Raw genomic sequence first — 17,922 nt, forward strand, 5'->3', positions numbered from 1 at the left:
ACAGGTTGCAAACTTATTATTTGTTTTTTAGTTTTGTAGTTCGTTCACACTCATAAAGCTATATTTTAAATTGTATGTAACATGACTACGCTACTAAGTGTGAAAATAGCGGAACCTCACTTTTCTTTATAAGCTTTTTCCAGGATTGTGTCAAACTTTTGAATTTTATACAGAAACTAAAGAAGCCCACACTTTGATAGAGTATGGGCAGAGTGACTAAAATTAATCGCTTATTAATTTCGAATAGATATTTAAATCGATAAGCTTTCCAGCTGATTTTTCGCTTTTTCTCAGAGTCCCTTCAAAAGTAAAGTTTAATTTTTCTAATACTTTTATGGAATTTACATTTGCAGGTTCAACTTTTGCTTCAACACGATATAGTTTTAGATGTGTAAAAGCATAATCTAATAAAGAGGATATTGCTTCAGGTGCATATCCTTTACCCCAAAATGTTTTTGAAATATCATAGCCAATCTCAGTCTTTGAGTTTTCAAAATCTAAGGAATTATAGCCACATGAACCGATAATGTGATTAGATTCTTTTTCAATAATAGTAAAACGTATAGCTTTATTATTTTGAGCGAGTTCGTTAAGGAATTGAATCATATCTTTTGCTTGGTTTTCATCAGTGAAATTACTTATATTCATGAATTTAGTAACATCAGGATCAGACCATATTTTAAACATACTTAATGAATCAGATGCTTTCATTTGCCTTAAGTATAATCGTTGTGTGTGTAGTTCAGTAATCAATACTTTTACCTCCGTTATGTTGTAAGAATAGGTAGATTAAAAATATTGATATCTGCGCATAATTCAGTCCCTTCTAGAGCAATTAACTTTTATTATACAAGAAAATTACTACATTGAACAAAGGCGTTAATTGGGAGGTAACGAAATGACAAACTCATCAATTGAATATTGCGTTCAGTGTGATTAAGAAAGTGGTGTATAAAGGTGGGACGAGATGAGAGTTACTTCCGAGCTAAAAAAAGAGTAGATAATTTAAAAGTATTTTACATTCATTTAACCATCTACATACTAGTCAATCTGATGCTCTTTTAACTTTTTAAGTATTGAATTAGCTATTTTTTATTTTATAAAGAAATAACTCCGAAGCTCATATCCTTTCATGATAATATAAAGTAAAGAGAGAACCACCTTCCTCTAATTATTAGCATGCACTAATCAGGTTTTACGGGTAGTTAATTTTTCACCTTACGTCCTCGTATGTACTGAATTTTAAAGTGGAAGTGTTCGTTAATGCGAGATAAAAGAAAAAGAGGATATATGAATGCTTGTATTAAGTTTTATATTAATTAGTTTAGGTGTTTTTATTGTTTGTCTGACTGTAATTGATGGAATCAGAGAGACAAAGGAACATGGTTTCAGTGGATTTAAAGATTTTATCCCGCATTAACGGGCAGTAAGACCTCCACCTCAAAATTCAGCGGGAGCAAAGAAGTTAGGTGGGGGATCAACTGCCCGTAAAAGCCCGATTAGTTCAACTAATAATCAGTGGGGATAAACAAAACCCCCACTGATTAAAGTTTCACTTTATTATTATTGTGCTGGTGCATATTATAGAAATAATCAGTGATTTATGGGGATTCCGATTGCTATTCATGTTAATAGGATTGGTATGTATTGGATTTGGCGTTGCTATTTTAATAGTAGAATTGTAGTGAAAGATAAGTAAAAGGCATCTAATTAAGATGCCTTTTTATATTAATTACAAAAATTGAATAAGGTTAGAAATTATATGATTGTAATGGGAGTTAAGGGATATTATTTAAAAATTTTTATCCCGCATTAACGGGCAGTAAGACCCCCATTGATTAAAGTTTCACTTTATTAGGGATTTGCCTTAAACATTTATTACAGTCAAGAATATTTATAATAATATGAACTAAAAAAGGTCCAATTTTTGTAATGTTGGAGGGGATTATTGTGGACATAACTCAAAGCGTATCAAGAATAGTGGTTAATGGGAAAGACCTTTCTTTCACTTCAGTTCAAACCTCTGCATGGAATCATGGACCTGTAAATGATTTAATCGTTACGACGAATCAGAGAATGAATGAGCTTTATCAATTCATGTGGTCACAAGTACCGGTTACGATTTCGGTATATTTTCTTCAAGGAGCGGATTTACTGAGGTTCGTTAGGGTTGCGGGAATTAATGAGCGTGTAACAGGAGAATATGTATATCATTTTATTTGGTGATAAGAAGAATTCAAAGTAGTCTAGCAGCTACTTTTTTATTTTGTCATTTGAATATAAGCGAGCGGACTAGCTTTATAGTACCCACTGAAATAAAGAATCATAATATAATTTGTAATAAATTATACGGAAGTGAGTTGAAAATCATGTTTTATTCATATTTTAATTCTGAAGCTGGCATGCGACCAGCATATGGTACATCTATAACGTATAGTGGAGCACAAAGTACAGTCCAAGCTATTCAACAAGCATTGCAAATGCAACAACAAATGCAGCAGCAAGGAGTACAACCATATTACTCATCCGTAGAGTATTTTTACCCAGTACATCATGTTACACCGTACGGAAGTTCTTTTCTTACTATTCCATATGGAACTGTGTACAACTTATAACTAGTAAGGAATGAAGTGGTATATATAAATAAGGGTGCAGATTAATAGCGCCCTTATGAATAATAAAAATAGCTAGTCCAAACCTTATAAATCAATCTTACATAATATATAGTAATAAGTTTGAAAGGGGAATTCGTATGTCTTGTTATTACTACTGTAAGTATTGTAAGGAGTATAAAGATAAGCATCATGATTGTTGTAAGAACACTAGTAAGTGTCATGATAACAAGGACAATCTTGTTAGAGCATCGGCATTTAGAGCTAGAAATACTGTGAATCAAAATGTTCCTGCTAATACTTTTGTGAAAGTGTTATTTCAAAATGAACAATTTGATTTAGCGAATGAGTATAATCCAGCAACATCTATTTTTATGCCGAAGACTAAAGGAGTATATTCTATTATTGGAACGATTGGTTTTTTTCCAAACGATCCAACTTTAAATTATAGAGCGCGTGTAGAAATTCGTGTGAATGGAAACGCAGCGATAGCTATAGATAATGACTTTTTTGGTCCAATAAGTTTTGGAAATGTCGTAAGTGTTTCGACGATTGTTCAATTGAATGCAGGGGATGAAGTTGAGGTTTATGCACAAAGTAGTATAGATGGGGTTTTAAGTCCTTTAGAAGATGGGGCACATTTTGAAGCAGCAAGATTTCCTTCTCCAATTAAATAAAACAGATCATTAAATGTTTTTTAGTAAGTTTAGTTAATCCCCTTACCAAATGGTGGGGGATTATTATTGTCTTTCTAAAATATATAAGTAAATAGGTAAAGTATAGTTTAATTTGTAGAGGCTTCAACCTTCTTCAGATAATGAACAAAATAATATGTAAATAAGTAACAAGCTTGTGAAAGCTCAGTGTTAGTAAGTTTACTAGTTTTCTTATAGAACAAGAAAGACGGAATACATAAAATATCGTATTATTACGTTTTTTCTTTACTATATAGAAATTACATATTGGACATAGATTTGTGTAGGTAATGCTAATACACTGAAAAGAATAACATAAAGGCGATTACACTATATAAAAATAAAATCAATCCTAAGATGAGTAGTATTGGATGCAGCTTAAACATATTTGACCTCCTTAAGTACATAAAGAATTTTAATATATTGTTGGTCAAGTTAGAAGGGGGACGATTACATAAAAAAAGAGCATACATAAAAAGTACGCTCCAAAGAAAGATAGGTTTTATGAGTGGATAATCTCCATACGATAATATATGTCCTTTTAATAAAAACGTGTAAAAAATCAATGAATTATCAATGGAATATCATAAAATGAGTAATTTTAGTCTAGGAATGCAGTTATTTTCTTTTTCAGTTATTTTAGGTAACGAAGTTGTGAAAATCGTGCATTATGCGGACTAACAACGGGATAACGATCGTACTTCAGTTACATATTTCTTAAAGTCTGGATATTGCGTGATAGTTTGACATTTAGGGGTGCATAGTTGATTAATTATAGAGACATTTGTAATTACTTCGTTACAAGGACCGAAAAATGTAACTTTTAGTTTTGAATTTGGTGGGATTTTGAAAACGATAGGTTTTTTTTCCATGAAATCAGCTCCTAATATTGAGTATTATAATTTAAAGGATATAGAGTCGTATTAGTATAATATGAAATTTCAGTGGATTTGCTTATAATAAAGAATTTCATAGTAGTAAAAGTGCTTAAAGATGTAAAGGGGAAATTGAGAATGTGAAATAAAATGTTTAATTAATATAACTAATGCATTTTTTAGTTTGTTACATATTATGTTAGTAAGAATTGTATAAGGAGGTAGTATAAAATATTGGAAGAAAATGTACAAGTTCAGCTTTCGCCACCTTGGATCACATATTTTAATGAATTAAAAAATTCAATAGGTGCTGATCCAACTGTTACAGTTGGGCCGCTTATTCCTGTTGGTGGTAATTATATTATTTTAGTGCATGCGTTAAGTAATGAAAAAGCGAGAGCGTTAGCAACGTTTTTAAAATCTTTTGTACAATTTGGGAATGTAAGTGTGACAGTTATTGTAACGAATAATGAGAATGAAATTGTAAATCCATTTCCTTGTCCACTAGATGCATTTGAAATAGCTCATTTATTTCAAGTAGCACTAGAAAATAATCCTTATTTTGAACAAGTTGTGGTACAGCCTCAGTTCCCTGGCGGACCGAATGTTGTCTTTCCGGTTTTCACTGCGGAAGTCATTCAGTTTTTCAATGACGATATTTCTAACTTATGTCAAACGTTTACAGGTGTTGCTGCCAATGTATTTCGTGATGTAATGAATGATGAGGTTTGTGATAGCCCAATATTATTTTCTACAAGTTGTGTTATGAACAGTGAAAATACACAATTACAAAATAAAGATTTAACACCAAAATTGTTTTATTAGACTATAAAAAAACATTTTTAGTAATAGAAAATGTCTTTTTTATGCACCAATAGTGTTCAGGTTGGACAATTGTAGGTTAACAGGAATAATCTTCAATTAATTAAAATTTTTCTAAATCTCAAATTTCATGGAAAGATAGTAATTTTGATTTAAGAATATATAGAAAATGAGAAATGATTTATATTAGCTGAAAGGGAATTGATATTGGAAGTTTTAATTTAATAATATAGGGGAATTTTTTCTAATATCCGTAAAAATGATTAATACCTTAATTGATAGGACGAGATTACATAATAAATGAATAGTAGGGTATATTTCGAATATGAGAATATTTTTTGAAAAACAGTAAAGATTCTTTTTATTTATATTATAGATAGCTAGTTTTAGAGAGAGGAGGCTTACAATAAAATAAGCTATGAATAGGACATTCAAAAGGAGCTGGAATGTATGGGGTATATTGTAGATATTTCAAAATGGAATGGAACTATTAATTGGGATATTGCAGCATCTCAGCTAGATTTAGTGATTGCTAGAGTTCAAGATGGCTCTAATACGGTGGATTTTATGTATCAAAATTATGTTAGTGAAATGAAAAAGCATAGTATCCCATTCGGTAATTATGCTTTTTGCCGTTTTATATCTATTGCTGATGCAAAGAAAGAGGCACAAGATTTTTGGAATCGTGGTGATCAATCTGCTAAGTTTTGGGTAGCGGACATAGAAGTTCAAACGATGGTAGATATGCAAGGCGGGACACAGGCATTTATTGATGAATTACGCCGTTTAGGTGCGGAAAAAGTAGGATTATATGTAGGGCATCACACGTATTTATCATTTGGAGCACGTAATATTGAAGCTGATTTCGTATGGATCCCTCGTTATGGAGGGAATAAGCCAGCATATCCATGCGATATGTGGCAATATACGGATTCAGGGAATGTTCCTGGGATTGGGAAATGTGATCTGAATCGGTTAGTAGGAAATAAGTCACTTTCTTGGTTTATAGATTCCAACAAAGCAAATCAATCTAACATAGTGTATACACAGCAACCGAATGGCATTGGTATTGCAGTTTCGAAATATCCTGATGGATACGGAATAAATTTATATGAAAACCCCATGAATCCTCAATTTACAGGTACACTCACTCAGAAAATTCCATATTTAATCTTAACAGGTTATTGGGGAGGCGGTGAGCAAGATATGATTTGTTTAGGGAACGATAAGCAGTGGGCATATTTAAAACATTTTAATGTGAAATGGTTTTATGCAACTTCGAAATATCCTGTCGGTTACGGAGTAAATTATTATGAAGAGCCTGAATGTATGAATTATAAAGGAAATATAGATGGATCGACATCTTTTCGAGTGTGGGGTAGAGTGGGAAATGCGGTAGATATCGGGCAGAATAGTTGGATACCTGAAAAACATGTAATTATTAAGTAACTATAGAAGCTATATTTTTTGGGGAGCATATAAAGAGTCTTCTTACTATACATAGTAAGAAGACTCTTTATATTTAAAAGTGAAAATACATGATACATAGTCTACTCATATGAAATGAATTACATGTAGAAAACACACTGTTTTCACAATGACTGTGTATAGTTAATTTGCATAATGATAAAAGTGAGGTATTTGAATTGAAAAAGAAGAAAATATTTATTGGAACAATTATTTCATGCATGATGCTAGCATTATCTGCATGTGGTTCCTCAGACAACGTAGTAACATCAAAAGTAGGAAATGTTACAGAGAAAGAATTAAGTAAAGAATTACGACAACAATATGGAGAAAGTACTTTATATCAAATGATGTTAAGTAAGGCATTGCTAGATAAATATAAAGTTTCAGATGAGGAAGCAAAAAAGAAAGTAGAAGAAGCAAAAGATAAAATGGGTGAAAACTTTAAATCGACTTTAGAACAACTTGGGTTGAAAAATGAAGATGAATTAAAAGAAAAAATGAAGCCAGAAATTGCATTTGAGAAAGCAATTAAAGCAACAGTTACAGATAAAGATGTGAAAGATAACTATAAACCAGAAATGAAAGTAAGTCACATTTTAGTGAAAGATGAAAAAACGGCTAAAGAAATAAAGGAGAAAGTAAATAATGGTGAAGATTTTGCTGCCTTAGCAAAACAGTATTCAGAAGATACTGGTTCAAAGGAACAGGGCGGGGAAATATCTGGTTTTGCCCCTGGACAAACAGTGAAAGAATTTGAGGAAGCTGCGTATAAATTAGATGCAGGCCAAGTAAGTGAGCCGGTTAAAACAACTTACGGTTACCATATTATTAAAGTGACGGATAAAAAAGAATTGAAGCCATTTGATGAAGTAAAGGATAAAATTCGTAAAGATATAGAACAACAAAGACTACAAGATACGACAGGTAAATGGAAACAACGAGTAGTCAATGATTTATTGAAAGACGCTGATATTAAAGTGAATAATAAAGAATTTAAAGATACATTTAAATTTCTAGAAAAGAAATAATGACTGTAATCATAATTAGAAAAGGGAACTCATATAGAGTTCCCTTTTTCTAATTAGTGTGTGAGTTATAAATAGATAGTAAGACAATACAATATTACATTTAAATATTAAGAATTACAATGGAAAATTATGGATTATAATTATTTCAACGAAAGTGGATATTCTACGGTTTTCATTATGCAAGTTTATTACATATATTTACTCTTTAATAATAGATATCGAACATAATTTAAAAAATAATACATATAATGTTTTTGAATAAATATTTAACATGGATAATTAGTAAAAAGCTGAGCATTCGATTGGAAAGGATGTTCTTTTTCATATGAAAATTTTAGGATAAAGAATGAATCGTTTTAAACGCGTCATTTACCACATCAATAAATTAAGGTGGTGGAGAATATATGAAAGTAATCTTTCAAGGAGAGGGCGGCGCGAAAATTTTTGAGTCATATGATGAAAATGTAAGTGATTTATTAGCTATATTAAAAGAAACGAAAGGGATTAAAATCGGGATGGTTGAGTATAAAGTGTTAAAGTACGAACTTAATTATTTTCGTCATCCGAAAAAAGCGGATACAGAGAGAGAGTTACATATAATAGTACAACCTAAGTATATGTAATAAAATATAATAATAAAAATCATTGATTCAGTTTTGTAAAGTTCCATAGAGTATGTAAGAAAAGAGAGTGTTGTAAATGCTCTCTTTTCTTATGCTTTGTGAGTTCGTTCATCATAGTATATGTTTTCAGTTATAGATGGTTAATAAACGATAAAAATTTAAAACTTTTTCGTTTAGGCAGGGATTTTATATTTAAGTAAATAAATATACTATGAAGTATTTTTTATACGAATACTGGAGGAGTATAAAATGAGTTTAGCAAGTTACATAGGCTGTAATGTAGAAATTCCGTTAACGGATCCGGATTCTAATAATCTAATTGTTTTTGGACCGTGTTTTTCAGATGAAAGTATGCTTGAAATTGTACAAGATTATCAATTCCAAACAAATTACACATATGAGGTTTCAACTAGTTGGGGAATTGAACTTGTCGAGTGGCAAAATGTAAAGGGAAAAAAGAAGCGAAAGAAAAACTTTTAACTTTATGCAAGATTATGGAAGGTTATTTGGAAGATGGAGACTATTTTGAATTATTTAGTTGTTGGGTTGGTGATGAAGATAAGGAACGAGTAGGGGAATTGAACTTAAAAATAAATCATTTTAATATAGATGAATTATGTATTCCAGAAAGAACATTAGTTAGGATAGAAAAATAAGCTTTGAAATATTTTTTAGAAAAAGGCGATTTCACTTTGGGTGAAGTCGCCTTTTAGTTGTTATATGCATGTTATATAAGAAATGAGAAGTTTATTTGATAAAGGAAAAAAGTATGGAGATAAATAAAATTATGTTTTTTGTTAAGAAATAATAAGTATGGCTCTTCTCAAAAGAACGTAAGTTCGTGTATAATAGGAACGAATGTTCTTTTAAGAGGTAACCTAATTATAGTTTAGAAGTAAATCCGAGTTTAGTAAGTATTAAAAATAACTAAGGGATAGTATGGCTAAATAAATGTATAAATGATCAAGGAGATAAAAAATGAACGATGTAAAGATACAAAAAGAAGAAAGAGAGTGGGTTCCGTTTACAGTAATGTCCGAACAACTTTTAAATATGAGAAAGATTATTGGAGAGAAATTAAAAGTACAAAAACCGCTTTTAACAAATGAAGCAAAAGAGAGAATTTCTGATAAATTATTAACGTCATTACTGTCTGAGAAAGAAATATTGGTAACATATTTTGAAGATGGTTACATACTAACAAGCTACATGACTGTTGTACATATCAATCCGGTAAAACAAATTGTAATTTGTACAGACGCCTTTTATAAAACTTACGTATTTAACGCTATGGATATTATTGAAATAACGTAAAAGAAGCTGAATATTAAATGGCAGCTTCTTTTATTTCTGATTTATGAGACAAATAATACAAGAAAAAGCAGCTAGCTTCGTGCTAGCTGCTGAGCCCCAGGGAAAGGGAGAAAAAGATAGGGTACTCCAAAATCAACAAGAGCTGTCAAACAGCCTGATTATAGTATAGACAAATTAAAATTTTCTATACAGAAAGTTGAACATAAGATTAGGCTGTACCCACTTGGTTTTGATCTGCAAGGTCAGAATCAAATGTATTGGTCGCGCTAACACCGCTAAAAGTATTAACAACAAAACCAACGTTTGATGCGCCGGAACCATTATAAGCTTTCGTATTTTCTTTCGGAGATACGTTGTAGAAATCACCTAAGTTAAATGATCCATTGCTATTTTGTACAACTAAATTTCCTACAACTGATGGCATAATTTTCACCTGCTTTATAATAAGTTGTTAACATTACTATATGGAGTTATAGTCCAGATGGTTCATACAATAAAAATTGTGGAATAGTAAAACGTTTGGAGCGTAGATTTCAATAAAAGTGTGTTAAAATTAATATAATAAAGTTGAGTAATTTTTTTAAAAAATTTGTATAATTGATATATATGAAAATAAAGGAGGCAAAATGTAATGAAAGATATTATGAAAAAAGTTGATTTAACAGATGCCAAATCAAGTAATCTTGTTGCATTAATTTATAGTAATGAAGTTATATTAGTTGAAGACGCATTTTGTCCAAATGAAATAAAATTAAAGTTTAATGAAATTGCAATTTTATCTGCAATTAAAACAGCCCATATTGCGAAAGTGTCTATTAGGAAAGAACTTGAAGCGCTTTTTCATGATACGGGTGTTATATTAGTGAAACAAAATGTTGATTATGGTAGTAGCCAATCTATTACCATGCATTTTGAGCAATTTAAAAAATTGCAAGATGAGATTGAACATTTAAATAAAAGTATATAATAAAGCAGCTAAATAAAGGTTCTATCATAAAGGTGGAATGTGTTGTGTTGAAAAAGTGGTTTAAAAATTATTTGGGTGAATCGCATTGTAAACATAAATATATTTTTATTAAGATGCAGGATAATGAGGATTTTAAAAAAGGTACATTAGGTGTAGTTTATATTTACCGGTGTGAGAAATGTGGAAAAGAGAAGTTGAAATGTAAAAACAATAATGAAATAAACAATGAATTTTTAGATATATAGAAAAAAGTAACCATGATGGTTACTTTTTTTACTTATGTATGCAATATCAAAACCATTACTAAAGTATGAGTTGAGTTGATACTATAGTAAATCGCTGAATAAAAATGAAGAGAGTAAGATATAGGGAAGGAGGATGAGAGAAATGAAGCGAAAAGAAATTAGTAAATCTGTAATTATTACAGGTGTGACACAAGGGTTAGGACGTGCGATGGTTGATCGATTTCATGAATTAGGGTGGAACATATATGGTTGTGGACGTTCAAAAGATAAAATTGAAGAACTAAAAAAACAGTACAGTAAAATACATGATTTCCAAGTAATTGATGTTTCAGATTCTCAGCAAGTTAATAACTGGGCAAATTATATATTTAATAGACATACGGCTCCCGATCTGATAATAAATAATGCATCGATTTTAAATCAAAATGCACAACTTTGGAAAATTACGGCTCAAGAATTCGAAAATGTAATGAATGTAAACGTGAATGGTGTAGTAAATGTAATAAGAGCGTTTGTTCCCGCAATGGTAGCTAGGAAAGAAGGAATTATCATTAATATGAGTTCTAGTTGGGGGAGAGAAGGTGAAGCTGAGCTTGCGCCATATTGTGCCTCGAAATTTGCAATTGAAGGTATCACTAAATCTATGGCCCTGGAATTACCCCATGGCATGGCTGTAGTTGCTTTAGATCCTGGGGGGAGTATTAGTACTCCAATGCTGAAGTCATGTGCGCCACAATATATAAATGAATCGCCTACACCTGAAACTTGGTCACATAACGCAATTGAATATATATTGAATATAACAATAGATAAAAATGGAGATTCATTGACATGCCCAGCATGCGTATAAAAAGCACCTTTAAGGTGCTTTTTATATTAGTAGCACATTAGATCATTCACAAAATTACATCTGAAAAATAAAATAAAAGATTAAGGGTGAGATTTGTTTGTTTTGAAAGCTTTAGAAAATATTTGAATAGGTGATAAAAATGAATCCAAGCAGTTTAAAATTGACAGGGGCATGGTTTCAAGTAGGGGGGAATCTTACAGCTGCTATTGGAACGACAAGAGGATTTATGGGAGAAGAGAAAGTTGAATCGGAACTTGTTATTGTAGGAAGCTCATTACAAGCCCTCGGGTATATATTACAAATCATTGCGAGCAATTATGATGATGGGGAAGAAAAAAGAGAGAATCAAAGTAAATTACTTGATCAAATAGGAATTGAGTTATTAGCATTAGGAAATATATCAAATGTAATAGGAATATATTTTAATATAAATGAACAATTGAAAGAAAATGATTATCTTATCATTACAGGGAACAGTTTACAATCGATTGGTGCCTTTTTAGGGGTAGAAGCAGCTTTGGTGGATATAAATGTATTACAGAAAATTATTATACTAGGTAACTCCATGCAAAGTTTAGGGGCTGGATTACAAGCGTATCAAGGTGTTTTAAATGTATTGAAAGATGAGAAAGAAAATAAAGATAGTATTTTTGATAAGAAGGATGAGAGAATCATTGCACTCATTGGTATTTGGATACAAGCGATAGGAACGTTAATTTCTGCAATTGGAATAACTGCAATAGAGGAAGAAAATAGGCTAGAAAACAATGAAAAGTCTGAAATACTTATATAAATAGAAGGAGATACATTGATTTTAGAGGCAGGTTAAGATTAAAATGGTAGTAGGTTTTTTTGCGTATATTTTGAAAAGTGATATATAAAATACAAAATAAGGAGTTTTCAAGGGATGATGTATTTATTAGCAATTTTTCTTCCACCTGTTGCTGTATTATTTTGTGGAAAACCAATTCAGGCAATCATAAATTTCATATTAACATTAATATTTTGGGTTCCAGGAGTTATACACGCAATTCTTGTAGTGCATGATAAAAAAGCTGATCGGCGTTTGAAAAAACAAATTCAAGCATATGATGAAATTAATAAGAGGAATCGAAGATAATTCATCTGTGAAATATTTTTAAAAAAAGGAGGATTAACCTCCTTTTTTTGTGGGTGTTAAGTTTAAATTTTTGTGTGGCGGAAAGAATTTTTAATATAAGTTTTATGGTAATAACTTTTAGATTGTGCATGTAATAGGCCAATATAAATACTTTCTGGTACATTAAAGAAATCGTACATACCATTCTTTAATTGGATTCGCAAAATCATAGAAAAAGGATTATAGCCAACAGCAACTATATTTTTTGAAATCACGGGAGATAGCTTCATCATTACGCAACTCCTCACTTTTTATTTTTAATAATTTCTTGTAGATGTTGAGGTTGTGAAGTTGAAATCCTTATAATTTAAGAGGTATTATACTTATATGCAATATATTAAATGTTTGTTATACGTAATTATAAGGAAGTTCACACGAAGTACATATCGTTGTGCTATTTTTATTTCACCTTTGATTTATAAATAAGAAAATATTGACCATTTGAAAAAAAGGTATATTATTTATACGAGGTATTAAAAATTCACTTTTTACATTCTATGCTTAAAGGGGCAGCGTTATTAGGAAAAATAGAAGTGAAAATAGTTTGTATAAGAAGTATTCTAAAAATTATAATCTGTGAATTGGGAAAATATTGAATGCTCCAGGTCAATATACTTTCTTAATCAAATTCATTTTAGAAAGTGACCTCAATATTTTTAAGTAAATCAACGGGAGAATTGAAAGGCAGGAGAAAGTAACATGTCAGAAAATTATCGTTCTCGAGAGGAACGACGACAAGTTAAAAAGAAAAAACAGCCAGCTTCTAAAACACAAAAACCAAAAGGTAAAACATCATTCTTTCGCAAGTTTTTAATTACTTGTTTATTACTTGGTATTGTTGGTTTAGTGGCGGGGGTTGCTACCTTTTTTGTAATGATTAAGGATGCACCAAAACTTGAGAAAGCAAAACTTGTTAATCCGTTATCCTCAAAAATTTATGATAAAAACGGGGATTTGGTATATGAATATGGAAAAGAAAAAAGGACGAATGTTACGTATGAGCAAATACCTAAATTAGTAGAAAATGCATTTTTAGCGACAGAAGATTCACGTTTTTATGAGCATAGCGGAGTAGATTTTAAAGGTACTGCCCGTGCTGTTCTAGTAAGTCTTAAAGGAGATTATGGTTCTCAAGGTGGAAGTACGATAACACAGCAAGTTATTAAAAACTACTTCTTATCAATGGACAAAACACCAAAGCGTAAGGCGCAAGAAATATATTTAGCTTATAAGCTAGAACAACAGTATTCAAAACATGAGATATTAGAGATGTACTTAAATAAAATTAACTTAGGAAACCGTTCATATGGGATCGCAACAGCAGCACAAAACTACTATGGTAAAGAATTGAAGGACTTAACATTACCAGAAGTTGCGATGCTTGCAGGTTTACCGAAAGCACCGAATAACTATGATCCAACGAAAAAAGAAAATGTTCAAAAAGCAACAGAAAGAAGAAATGTTGTTCTAAACTTAATGAATCGACATGGATATATAACAAAACAGGAAATGGAAGAAGCATCAAAAGTTGACGTAGAAAAGGGACTCAAGCCTGCAACTCAACTACAAACAATGCCATATCCTGCATTTATGGATGCAGTTGTGAAAGAAGTAGAAAAAGAATTGCCAGATGCTAATATCGGTTCTGACGGTTTAGAAATTTATACAACGTTAGATCCGAAAGCACAGAAACTTGCTGATAATATTTTAAATAATAATATCATTGATTATCCGAACGATAAATTCCAAGGTGCATTTACATTTATGGATACGAAAACAGGAGAAGTTCGTGCTATAGGTAGTGGCCGTGGAGAAAATAAAGCTGTATTTAAAGGGCACAATATGGCAATTGAATTAGATCGTGCAGCTGGTTCAACGATGAAGCCGATTTTCGACTACGCTCCTGCAATTGAATATTTAAAATGGGCTACGTACCATCAAATTGATGACTCTCCATTTAAGTATTCAACGGGACAAGAAGTACGAAATTCAGATAGAAGTCACATGGGTCCAATTACAATGCGTGTAGCATTAGAAAAGTCACGAAATATCCCAGCAATTAAGACTGCGAAAGAAGTCGGAATTAATAAATCAAAAGACTTCTCTGAGAAATTAGGCATTACATTTAATGCAGCACCGACTGAATCAACAGCGATTGGTACAAATGAAGTATCACCAACTGAAATAGCGGGCGCTTATGCAGCATTTGGTAATGAGGGTAAATATACGAAACCGCATTTTGTTAAGAAAGTCGTTTATCCAGATGGTAAGTCACAAAGTTTTGGACAAAAACCAAAACAAGTTATGACAGATTCTACAGCATATATGATTACAGATATGCTTCGTTCTGTAGTTACATCAGGTACTGGTACATCTGCAAATGTAGCATCTTTAGATGTAGCTGGTAAAACGGGTACGACAAACTACTCATCAAAACAATTAGCTCAATATAAAATTCCAGAAAGTGCAACTCGTGATAGCTGGTTTGCTGGATATACACCGCAATATACGATGGCAGTATGGACTGGGTATATGAAAGATGGTAAAGACGAGTATATTAGTAGTAAAAATACGAAAATTGCACAGTTGATCTTTAAAGAAATGATGAGCGAAATGGCTACAGATAAATCACGCTTTAAAATGCCAAGTAGCGTTATTCAAGAAGGTAGTGAGCTACGTATAAAAGGTGAAAAACGTGATTCATCGCCAAATACTAGCGTGCCGGATACAACGGAGCAACCAAAACAAAATCAACAGCAAAAAACTGAAGAAGAGAAAAAGCAAGAAGAATTAAAGAAACAAGAAGAACTGAAAAAACAAGAAGAACAAAAGCAACAAGAGGAACTTAAGAAGCAAGAAGAACAAAAGAAACTAGAAGAGCAAAAGAAACTAGAAGAAGAAAAGAAACAAAATGAACAAAATAACGGAAATGGTCAAGGAACGACACCTCCAGCGAATAACGGAGGAGGCCAAGGAACGACACCTCCAGCGAATAACGGAGGAGGTCAAGGAACGACACCTCCAGCGAATAACGGAGGAAGCCAAGGAACGACACCTCCAGCAAATAGCGGAGGAGGCCAAGGAACGACACCTCCAGCGAATAATGATGGAGGTCAAGGAACTCCGACCCCACCTGCAACAGGACAACCAAATAATGGTGGAAATGCAGGAGAGGTTCCTGCCAATAATGGACAATAAGAAAAATTTATAGAAAAGTTTTCAAAAAAGCACTTAAGATTTGTGGGAATTTACAATCTTAAGTGCTTTTTTTATTTTGCTATAGAAAATTTTATGTTAAGGGCTAGATAGAAGAAAAAGAGTGAATGTAGTTTATGTGGAATGTAACGTAAAGAGAGAAATGATTGTACGTGTGGGTTATCCCGGAAAGGGACTAACTGTGATGGATTACATAAAGCATTAAACAAGTGGGAATTATATTCAAATCTTTAATAAATGTCTTTCTTTAACGGTTACATTAGTTTGGAAAACAATTAAAAAGTCGGATTTCTTATTTAAGGAATTCGACTTTTTTATGTTGAAACTGGATTAAAGGTTCGCTTTATCAAAATGTAGGGGTAATACAGTGATAGCTATTAAATGTTAAACGTACCATAAAAATTTTGAAAATAAATTGAAGGGAAATGATAAAAGACTTGAGTCGGAGGTAGTGGAGGATAACTATGGCTATAAATGGTAGTACTACTGGGGTGTGTACCATGATGCCAAAATGAGGGGGTAACTTGACCGGGAATTTGATATTGTTGCCAAGTGGCGGGAAGTTCAATTCCTACATCGGAGCTAGCTGTATGAACTGCAGGAACATGTATCCCAGGAGTCGAAGGAACTACGGCAGTTACTCTTAATAATACCCACATAAAATATTCACTCCTAAGTTGTGTTAATAAATTAGTATATTCTTTTCACGCTTATAAAGGTACATATATAGGACTTTCGTTTAAAACATGCGTACAAAGTCTTAAGACTAATGTAAGCTGATGGTGGACTATTTAATATGAAAAGATACGTCTATTTGCGGAGGGAAAAGAGATCAATAAAATGTACAATGAGGTTGTTAATCGTAATATTTTACGAGTGTATGGAGGTATTTTTATGGAACGATTATGGACGAAATCATTTATTCAAATGACTTTCGCAATGTTATTTTTATTTACAGGATTTTATTTACTTGTTCCAACGCTACCGCTCTTTATTAAAGAGATAGGTGGCAATGAATCGCAAGTTGGACTCATGATGGGGATGTTTACAATAGCTGCTGTAGTAATACGACCGATTATTGGAGGAATGCTAGATCAATATGGTAGAAGATCCTTTATTATTTTCGGACTCATCTTTTTTGGATTAACGATGTATTCCTATAATATAGCATCGACTATTGTCCTTTTAGCTGTTTTACGTGTTATTCACGGAGTAACATGGGCTGTTTCTACAACAGCTGTTGGAACAGCGATAACTGATATTATTCCAGATTCACGCCGTGGAGAAGGAATGGGCTGGTACGGGATGGCGATGACAATTGCAATGGCCATCGGACCTATGATTGGATTATGGGTTGTGCAAAATTATTCATTTAATGGTCTATTTTTATTAGCGACGTTGTTATCTTTTATGGCAGTCGTATTATCACTAATAACGAAGATGCCATTTACGCCACAAAAAGAAAAAGGGAAAATTCAGCTATTTGAGAAATCCGTATTAACAATCACGATTGTAGTATTCTTTTTATCGTTTGCATATGGAGGAATAACAACATTTTTACCGTTATTTGCATCATCAATTCATGTGAATCCGGGAACTTTCTTTCTTGTATATGCAATTGCATTAACAATTGTAAGACCAATTTCAGGAAAACTATTAGATAGATATGGAGAAGTATTCATCATACTCCCAGCATTATGTATTACTATTTTAGCTATAGTTGTTTTAACTATTTCGAATGGTTTGATAGGTGTAATTATCGCAGCAACATTATACGGTATTGGATTTGGTTCAGCGCAGCCAGCTTTGCAAGCGGCAATGCTTACAATTGTTGATCCGAGTAAGAGAGGAGTTGCGAACGCTTCATTTTTTACAGCGTTTGATTTAGGAATCGGGTTAGGTGCTATTTTACTTGGAGTGGTTTCACAAATGTTTGGTTATCGTATTTTATTTTCAGGGAGTGCAATTTCAGCATTAATAGCCTTAATTATTTTCGTCTTCTTTGTAAAACAGCGATTAGGAAAAAAAGAGTTTGCGTAAACTGGA

General features: G+C 32.1%; 23 protein-coding genes and 1 pseudogene. 19 read left to right on the forward strand and 5 right to left on the reverse strand.

The annotated features are described in order from the left end of the window. Positions 1 to 222 precede the first annotated feature (222 nt). Positions 223 to 753: a GNAT family N-acetyltransferase gene (locus tag MHI26_RS11505; protein WP_000627267.1), complete on the reverse strand. Its 531-nt coding sequence runs from the start codon at positions 751 to 753 to the stop codon at positions 223 to 225. Positions 754 to 957: 204 nt separating this feature from the next. Between MHI26_RS11505 and MHI26_RS11510 the strand changes: the two are divergent. The 5 genes and pseudogenes from MHI26_RS11510 to MHI26_RS11530 form a co-directional block, all read left to right on the forward strand. Next, positions 958 to 1,062, forward strand: a pseudogene (locus MHI26_RS11510) (2TM domain-containing protein); the annotation flags it as partial. A gap of 232 nt (positions 1,063 to 1,294) precedes the next feature. Then, positions 1,295 to 1,420 carry a hypothetical protein gene (locus MHI26_RS11515; RefSeq protein WP_003306972.1) on the forward strand — a complete coding sequence of 42 codons (126 nt, stop codon included), beginning with the start codon at positions 1,295 to 1,297 and terminating at the stop codon, positions 1,418 to 1,420. A 530-nt stretch (positions 1,421 to 1,950) separates the two neighbouring features. Then, a complete protein-coding gene (locus MHI26_RS11520; protein ID WP_140337723.1) occupies positions 1,951 to 2,226 on the forward strand; it encodes a hypothetical protein in 276 nt (91 codons plus the stop codon). Between the two features lie 143 nt (positions 2,227 to 2,369). Further along, the gene (locus MHI26_RS11525; protein WP_061665992.1) at positions 2,370 to 2,615 is read left to right on the forward strand and encodes a DUF3947 family protein; all 246 of its coding nucleotides are present in this window, start codon (positions 2,370 to 2,372) and stop codon (positions 2,613 to 2,615) included. Between the two features lie 137 nt (positions 2,616 to 2,752). Further along, complete coding sequence (locus MHI26_RS11530) at positions 2,753 to 3,289, forward strand: C1q-like domain-containing protein (RefSeq protein ID WP_042972451.1); 537 nt, start codon at positions 2,753 to 2,755, stop codon at positions 3,287 to 3,289. A 695-nt stretch (positions 3,290 to 3,984) separates the two neighbouring features. Here the strand turns inward: MHI26_RS11530 and MHI26_RS11535 are convergent. Then, entirely contained in the window at positions 3,985 to 4,179 is a 195-nt protein-coding gene (locus tag MHI26_RS11535) for a hypothetical protein (RefSeq protein WP_000412557.1), read from the reverse strand. A gap of 237 nt (positions 4,180 to 4,416) precedes the next feature. Here MHI26_RS11535 and MHI26_RS11540 point away from each other — a divergent pair, with 237 nt between their 5' ends. From MHI26_RS11540 to MHI26_RS11565, 7 genes are all read left to right on the forward strand, one after another. Beyond that, positions 4,417 to 5,007: a hypothetical protein gene (locus MHI26_RS11540; RefSeq protein WP_061665993.1), complete on the forward strand. Its 591-nt coding sequence runs from the start codon at positions 4,417 to 4,419 to the stop codon at positions 5,005 to 5,007. 447 nt (positions 5,008 to 5,454) lie between these two features. Further along, entirely contained in the window at positions 5,455 to 6,453 is a 999-nt protein-coding gene (locus MHI26_RS11545; RefSeq protein ID WP_000540651.1) for a glycoside hydrolase family 25 protein, read from the forward strand. Between the two features lie 197 nt (positions 6,454 to 6,650). After that, the gene (locus MHI26_RS11550) at positions 6,651 to 7,502 is read left to right on the forward strand and encodes a peptidylprolyl isomerase PrsA (protein ID WP_061665994.1); all 852 of its coding nucleotides are present in this window, start codon (positions 6,651 to 6,653) and stop codon (positions 7,500 to 7,502) included. Between the two features lie 404 nt (positions 7,503 to 7,906). Further along, on the forward strand, positions 7,907 to 8,125 hold the full coding sequence (locus MHI26_RS11555) for a hypothetical protein (protein WP_000864279.1): 219 nt from the start codon (positions 7,907 to 7,909) through the stop codon (positions 8,123 to 8,125). 249 nt (positions 8,126 to 8,374) lie between these two features. Further along, a complete protein-coding gene (locus MHI26_RS31570; RefSeq protein WP_061665736.1) occupies positions 8,375 to 8,605 on the forward strand; it encodes a hypothetical protein in 231 nt (76 codons plus the stop codon). Positions 8,606 to 8,619: 14 nt separating this feature from the next. After that, a complete protein-coding gene (locus MHI26_RS31575) occupies positions 8,620 to 8,781 on the forward strand; it encodes a hypothetical protein (RefSeq protein WP_228546502.1) in 162 nt (53 codons plus the stop codon). A gap of 322 nt (positions 8,782 to 9,103) precedes the next feature. Continuing rightward, positions 9,104 to 9,439: a YolD-like family protein gene (locus MHI26_RS11565; RefSeq protein ID WP_001999741.1), complete on the forward strand. Its 336-nt coding sequence runs from the start codon at positions 9,104 to 9,106 to the stop codon at positions 9,437 to 9,439. A 208-nt stretch (positions 9,440 to 9,647) separates the two neighbouring features. On the opposite strand, the gene gerPF is transcribed toward MHI26_RS11565, so the two are convergent. Next, entirely contained in the window at positions 9,648 to 9,863 is a 216-nt protein-coding gene (gene gerPF / locus MHI26_RS11570; RefSeq protein ID WP_001141569.1) for a spore germination protein GerPF, read from the reverse strand. A 207-nt stretch (positions 9,864 to 10,070) separates the two neighbouring features. Between gerPF and MHI26_RS11575 the strand changes: the two genes are divergently transcribed. The 5 genes from MHI26_RS11575 (at position 10,071) to MHI26_RS11595 (ending at position 12,621) form a co-directional block, all read left to right on the forward strand. After that, a complete protein-coding gene (locus tag MHI26_RS11575) occupies positions 10,071 to 10,406 on the forward strand; it encodes a hypothetical protein (RefSeq protein WP_000651906.1) in 336 nt (111 codons plus the stop codon). Positions 10,407 to 10,450: 44 nt separating this feature from the next. Further along, the gene (locus MHI26_RS11580; RefSeq protein ID WP_000915144.1) at positions 10,451 to 10,651 is read left to right on the forward strand and encodes a hypothetical protein; all 201 of its coding nucleotides are present in this window, start codon (positions 10,451 to 10,453) and stop codon (positions 10,649 to 10,651) included. 142 nt (positions 10,652 to 10,793) lie between these two features. Next, positions 10,794 to 11,501, forward strand: a complete 708-nt coding sequence (locus MHI26_RS11585) for an SDR family oxidoreductase (protein WP_061665737.1) — start codon at positions 10,794 to 10,796, stop codon at positions 11,499 to 11,501. A 139-nt stretch (positions 11,502 to 11,640) separates the two neighbouring features. Next, positions 11,641 to 12,294 (forward strand): DUF6944 family repetitive protein, encoded by a 654-nt coding sequence (locus MHI26_RS11590; RefSeq protein ID WP_001070032.1) that lies wholly within the window; start codon positions 11,641 to 11,643, stop codon positions 12,292 to 12,294. Between the two features lie 114 nt (positions 12,295 to 12,408). Further along, positions 12,409 to 12,621, forward strand: coding sequence for a YqaE/Pmp3 family membrane protein (locus tag MHI26_RS11595; protein WP_000990219.1), 213 nt, complete (start codon positions 12,409 to 12,411; stop codon positions 12,619 to 12,621). Between the two features lie 62 nt (positions 12,622 to 12,683). Here the strand turns inward: MHI26_RS11595 and MHI26_RS11600 are convergent, their stop codons facing one another. After that, complete coding sequence (locus MHI26_RS11600; protein WP_000977079.1) at positions 12,684 to 12,893, reverse strand: KTSC domain-containing protein; 210 nt, start codon at positions 12,891 to 12,893, stop codon at positions 12,684 to 12,686. Positions 12,894 to 13,359: 466 nt separating this feature from the next. Here MHI26_RS11600 and MHI26_RS11605 point away from each other — a divergent pair, with 466 nt between their 5' ends. Further along, positions 13,360 to 15,858, forward strand: coding sequence for a transglycosylase domain-containing protein (locus tag MHI26_RS11605; protein ID WP_001293954.1), 2,499 nt, complete (start codon positions 13,360 to 13,362; stop codon positions 15,856 to 15,858). A 395-nt stretch (positions 15,859 to 16,253) separates the two neighbouring features. Here the strand turns inward: MHI26_RS11605 and MHI26_RS11610 are convergent, their stop codons facing one another. Beyond that, the gene (locus MHI26_RS11610; RefSeq protein ID WP_061667587.1) at positions 16,254 to 16,535 is read right to left on the reverse strand and encodes a hypothetical protein; all 282 of its coding nucleotides are present in this window, start codon (positions 16,533 to 16,535) and stop codon (positions 16,254 to 16,256) included. 235 nt (positions 16,536 to 16,770) lie between these two features. On the opposite strand from MHI26_RS11610, the gene MHI26_RS11615 reads away from it, so the two are divergent. Next, on the forward strand, positions 16,771 to 17,916 hold the full coding sequence (locus MHI26_RS11615; RefSeq protein WP_042973301.1) for an MFS transporter: 1,146 nt from the start codon (positions 16,771 to 16,773) through the stop codon (positions 17,914 to 17,916). Positions 17,917 to 17,922 lie beyond the last annotated feature (6 nt).

Source organism: Bacillus sp. FSL K6-1218 (assembly GCF_038006445.1).
GTDB lineage: Bacteria > Bacillota > Bacilli > Bacillales > Bacillaceae_G > Bacillus_A > Bacillus_A thuringiensis_S.

Coding starts and splice junctions, on each gene's coding strand:
- MHI26_RS11515 (WP_003306972.1), top strand. CDS start 1,295: ATGCTTGTATTAAGTTTTATATTAATTAGTTTAGGTGTTTTTATTGTT.
- MHI26_RS11525 (WP_061665992.1), top strand. CDS start 2,370: ATGTTTTATTCATATTTTAATTCTGAAGCTGGCATGCGACCAGCATAT.
- MHI26_RS11530 (WP_042972451.1), top strand. CDS start 2,753: ATGTCTTGTTATTACTACTGTAAGTATTGTAAGGAGTATAAAGATAAG.
- MHI26_RS11535 (WP_000412557.1), bottom strand. CDS start 4,179: ATGGAAAAAAAACCTATCGTTTTCAAAATCCCACCAAATTCAAAACTA.
- MHI26_RS11545 (WP_000540651.1), top strand. CDS start 5,455: ATGGGGTATATTGTAGATATTTCAAAATGGAATGGAACTATTAATTGG.
- MHI26_RS11555 (WP_000864279.1), top strand. CDS start 7,907: ATGAAAGTAATCTTTCAAGGAGAGGGCGGCGCGAAAATTTTTGAGTCA.
- MHI26_RS31570 (WP_061665736.1), top strand. CDS start 8,375: ATGAGTTTAGCAAGTTACATAGGCTGTAATGTAGAAATTCCGTTAACG.
- MHI26_RS31575 (WP_228546502.1), top strand. CDS start 8,620: ATGGAAGGTTATTTGGAAGATGGAGACTATTTTGAATTATTTAGTTGT.
- MHI26_RS11565 (WP_001999741.1), top strand. CDS start 9,104: ATGAACGATGTAAAGATACAAAAAGAAGAAAGAGAGTGGGTTCCGTTT.
- gerPF (WP_001141569.1), bottom strand. CDS start 9,863: ATGCCATCAGTTGTAGGAAATTTAGTTGTACAAAATAGCAATGGATCA.
- MHI26_RS11575 (WP_000651906.1), top strand. CDS start 10,071: ATGAAAGATATTATGAAAAAAGTTGATTTAACAGATGCCAAATCAAGT.
- MHI26_RS11585 (WP_061665737.1), top strand. CDS start 10,794: ATGAAGCGAAAAGAAATTAGTAAATCTGTAATTATTACAGGTGTGACA.
- MHI26_RS11590 (WP_001070032.1), top strand. CDS start 11,641: ATGAATCCAAGCAGTTTAAAATTGACAGGGGCATGGTTTCAAGTAGGG.
- MHI26_RS11595 (WP_000990219.1), top strand. CDS start 12,409: ATGATGTATTTATTAGCAATTTTTCTTCCACCTGTTGCTGTATTATTT.
- MHI26_RS11600 (WP_000977079.1), bottom strand. CDS start 12,893: ATGATGAAGCTATCTCCCGTGATTTCAAAAAATATAGTTGCTGTTGGC.
- MHI26_RS11605 (WP_001293954.1), top strand. CDS start 13,360: ATGTCAGAAAATTATCGTTCTCGAGAGGAACGACGACAAGTTAAAAAG.
- MHI26_RS11610 (WP_061667587.1), bottom strand. CDS start 16,535: ATGTGGGTATTATTAAGAGTAACTGCCGTAGTTCCTTCGACTCCTGGG.
- MHI26_RS11615 (WP_042973301.1), top strand. CDS start 16,771: ATGGAACGATTATGGACGAAATCATTTATTCAAATGACTTTCGCAATG.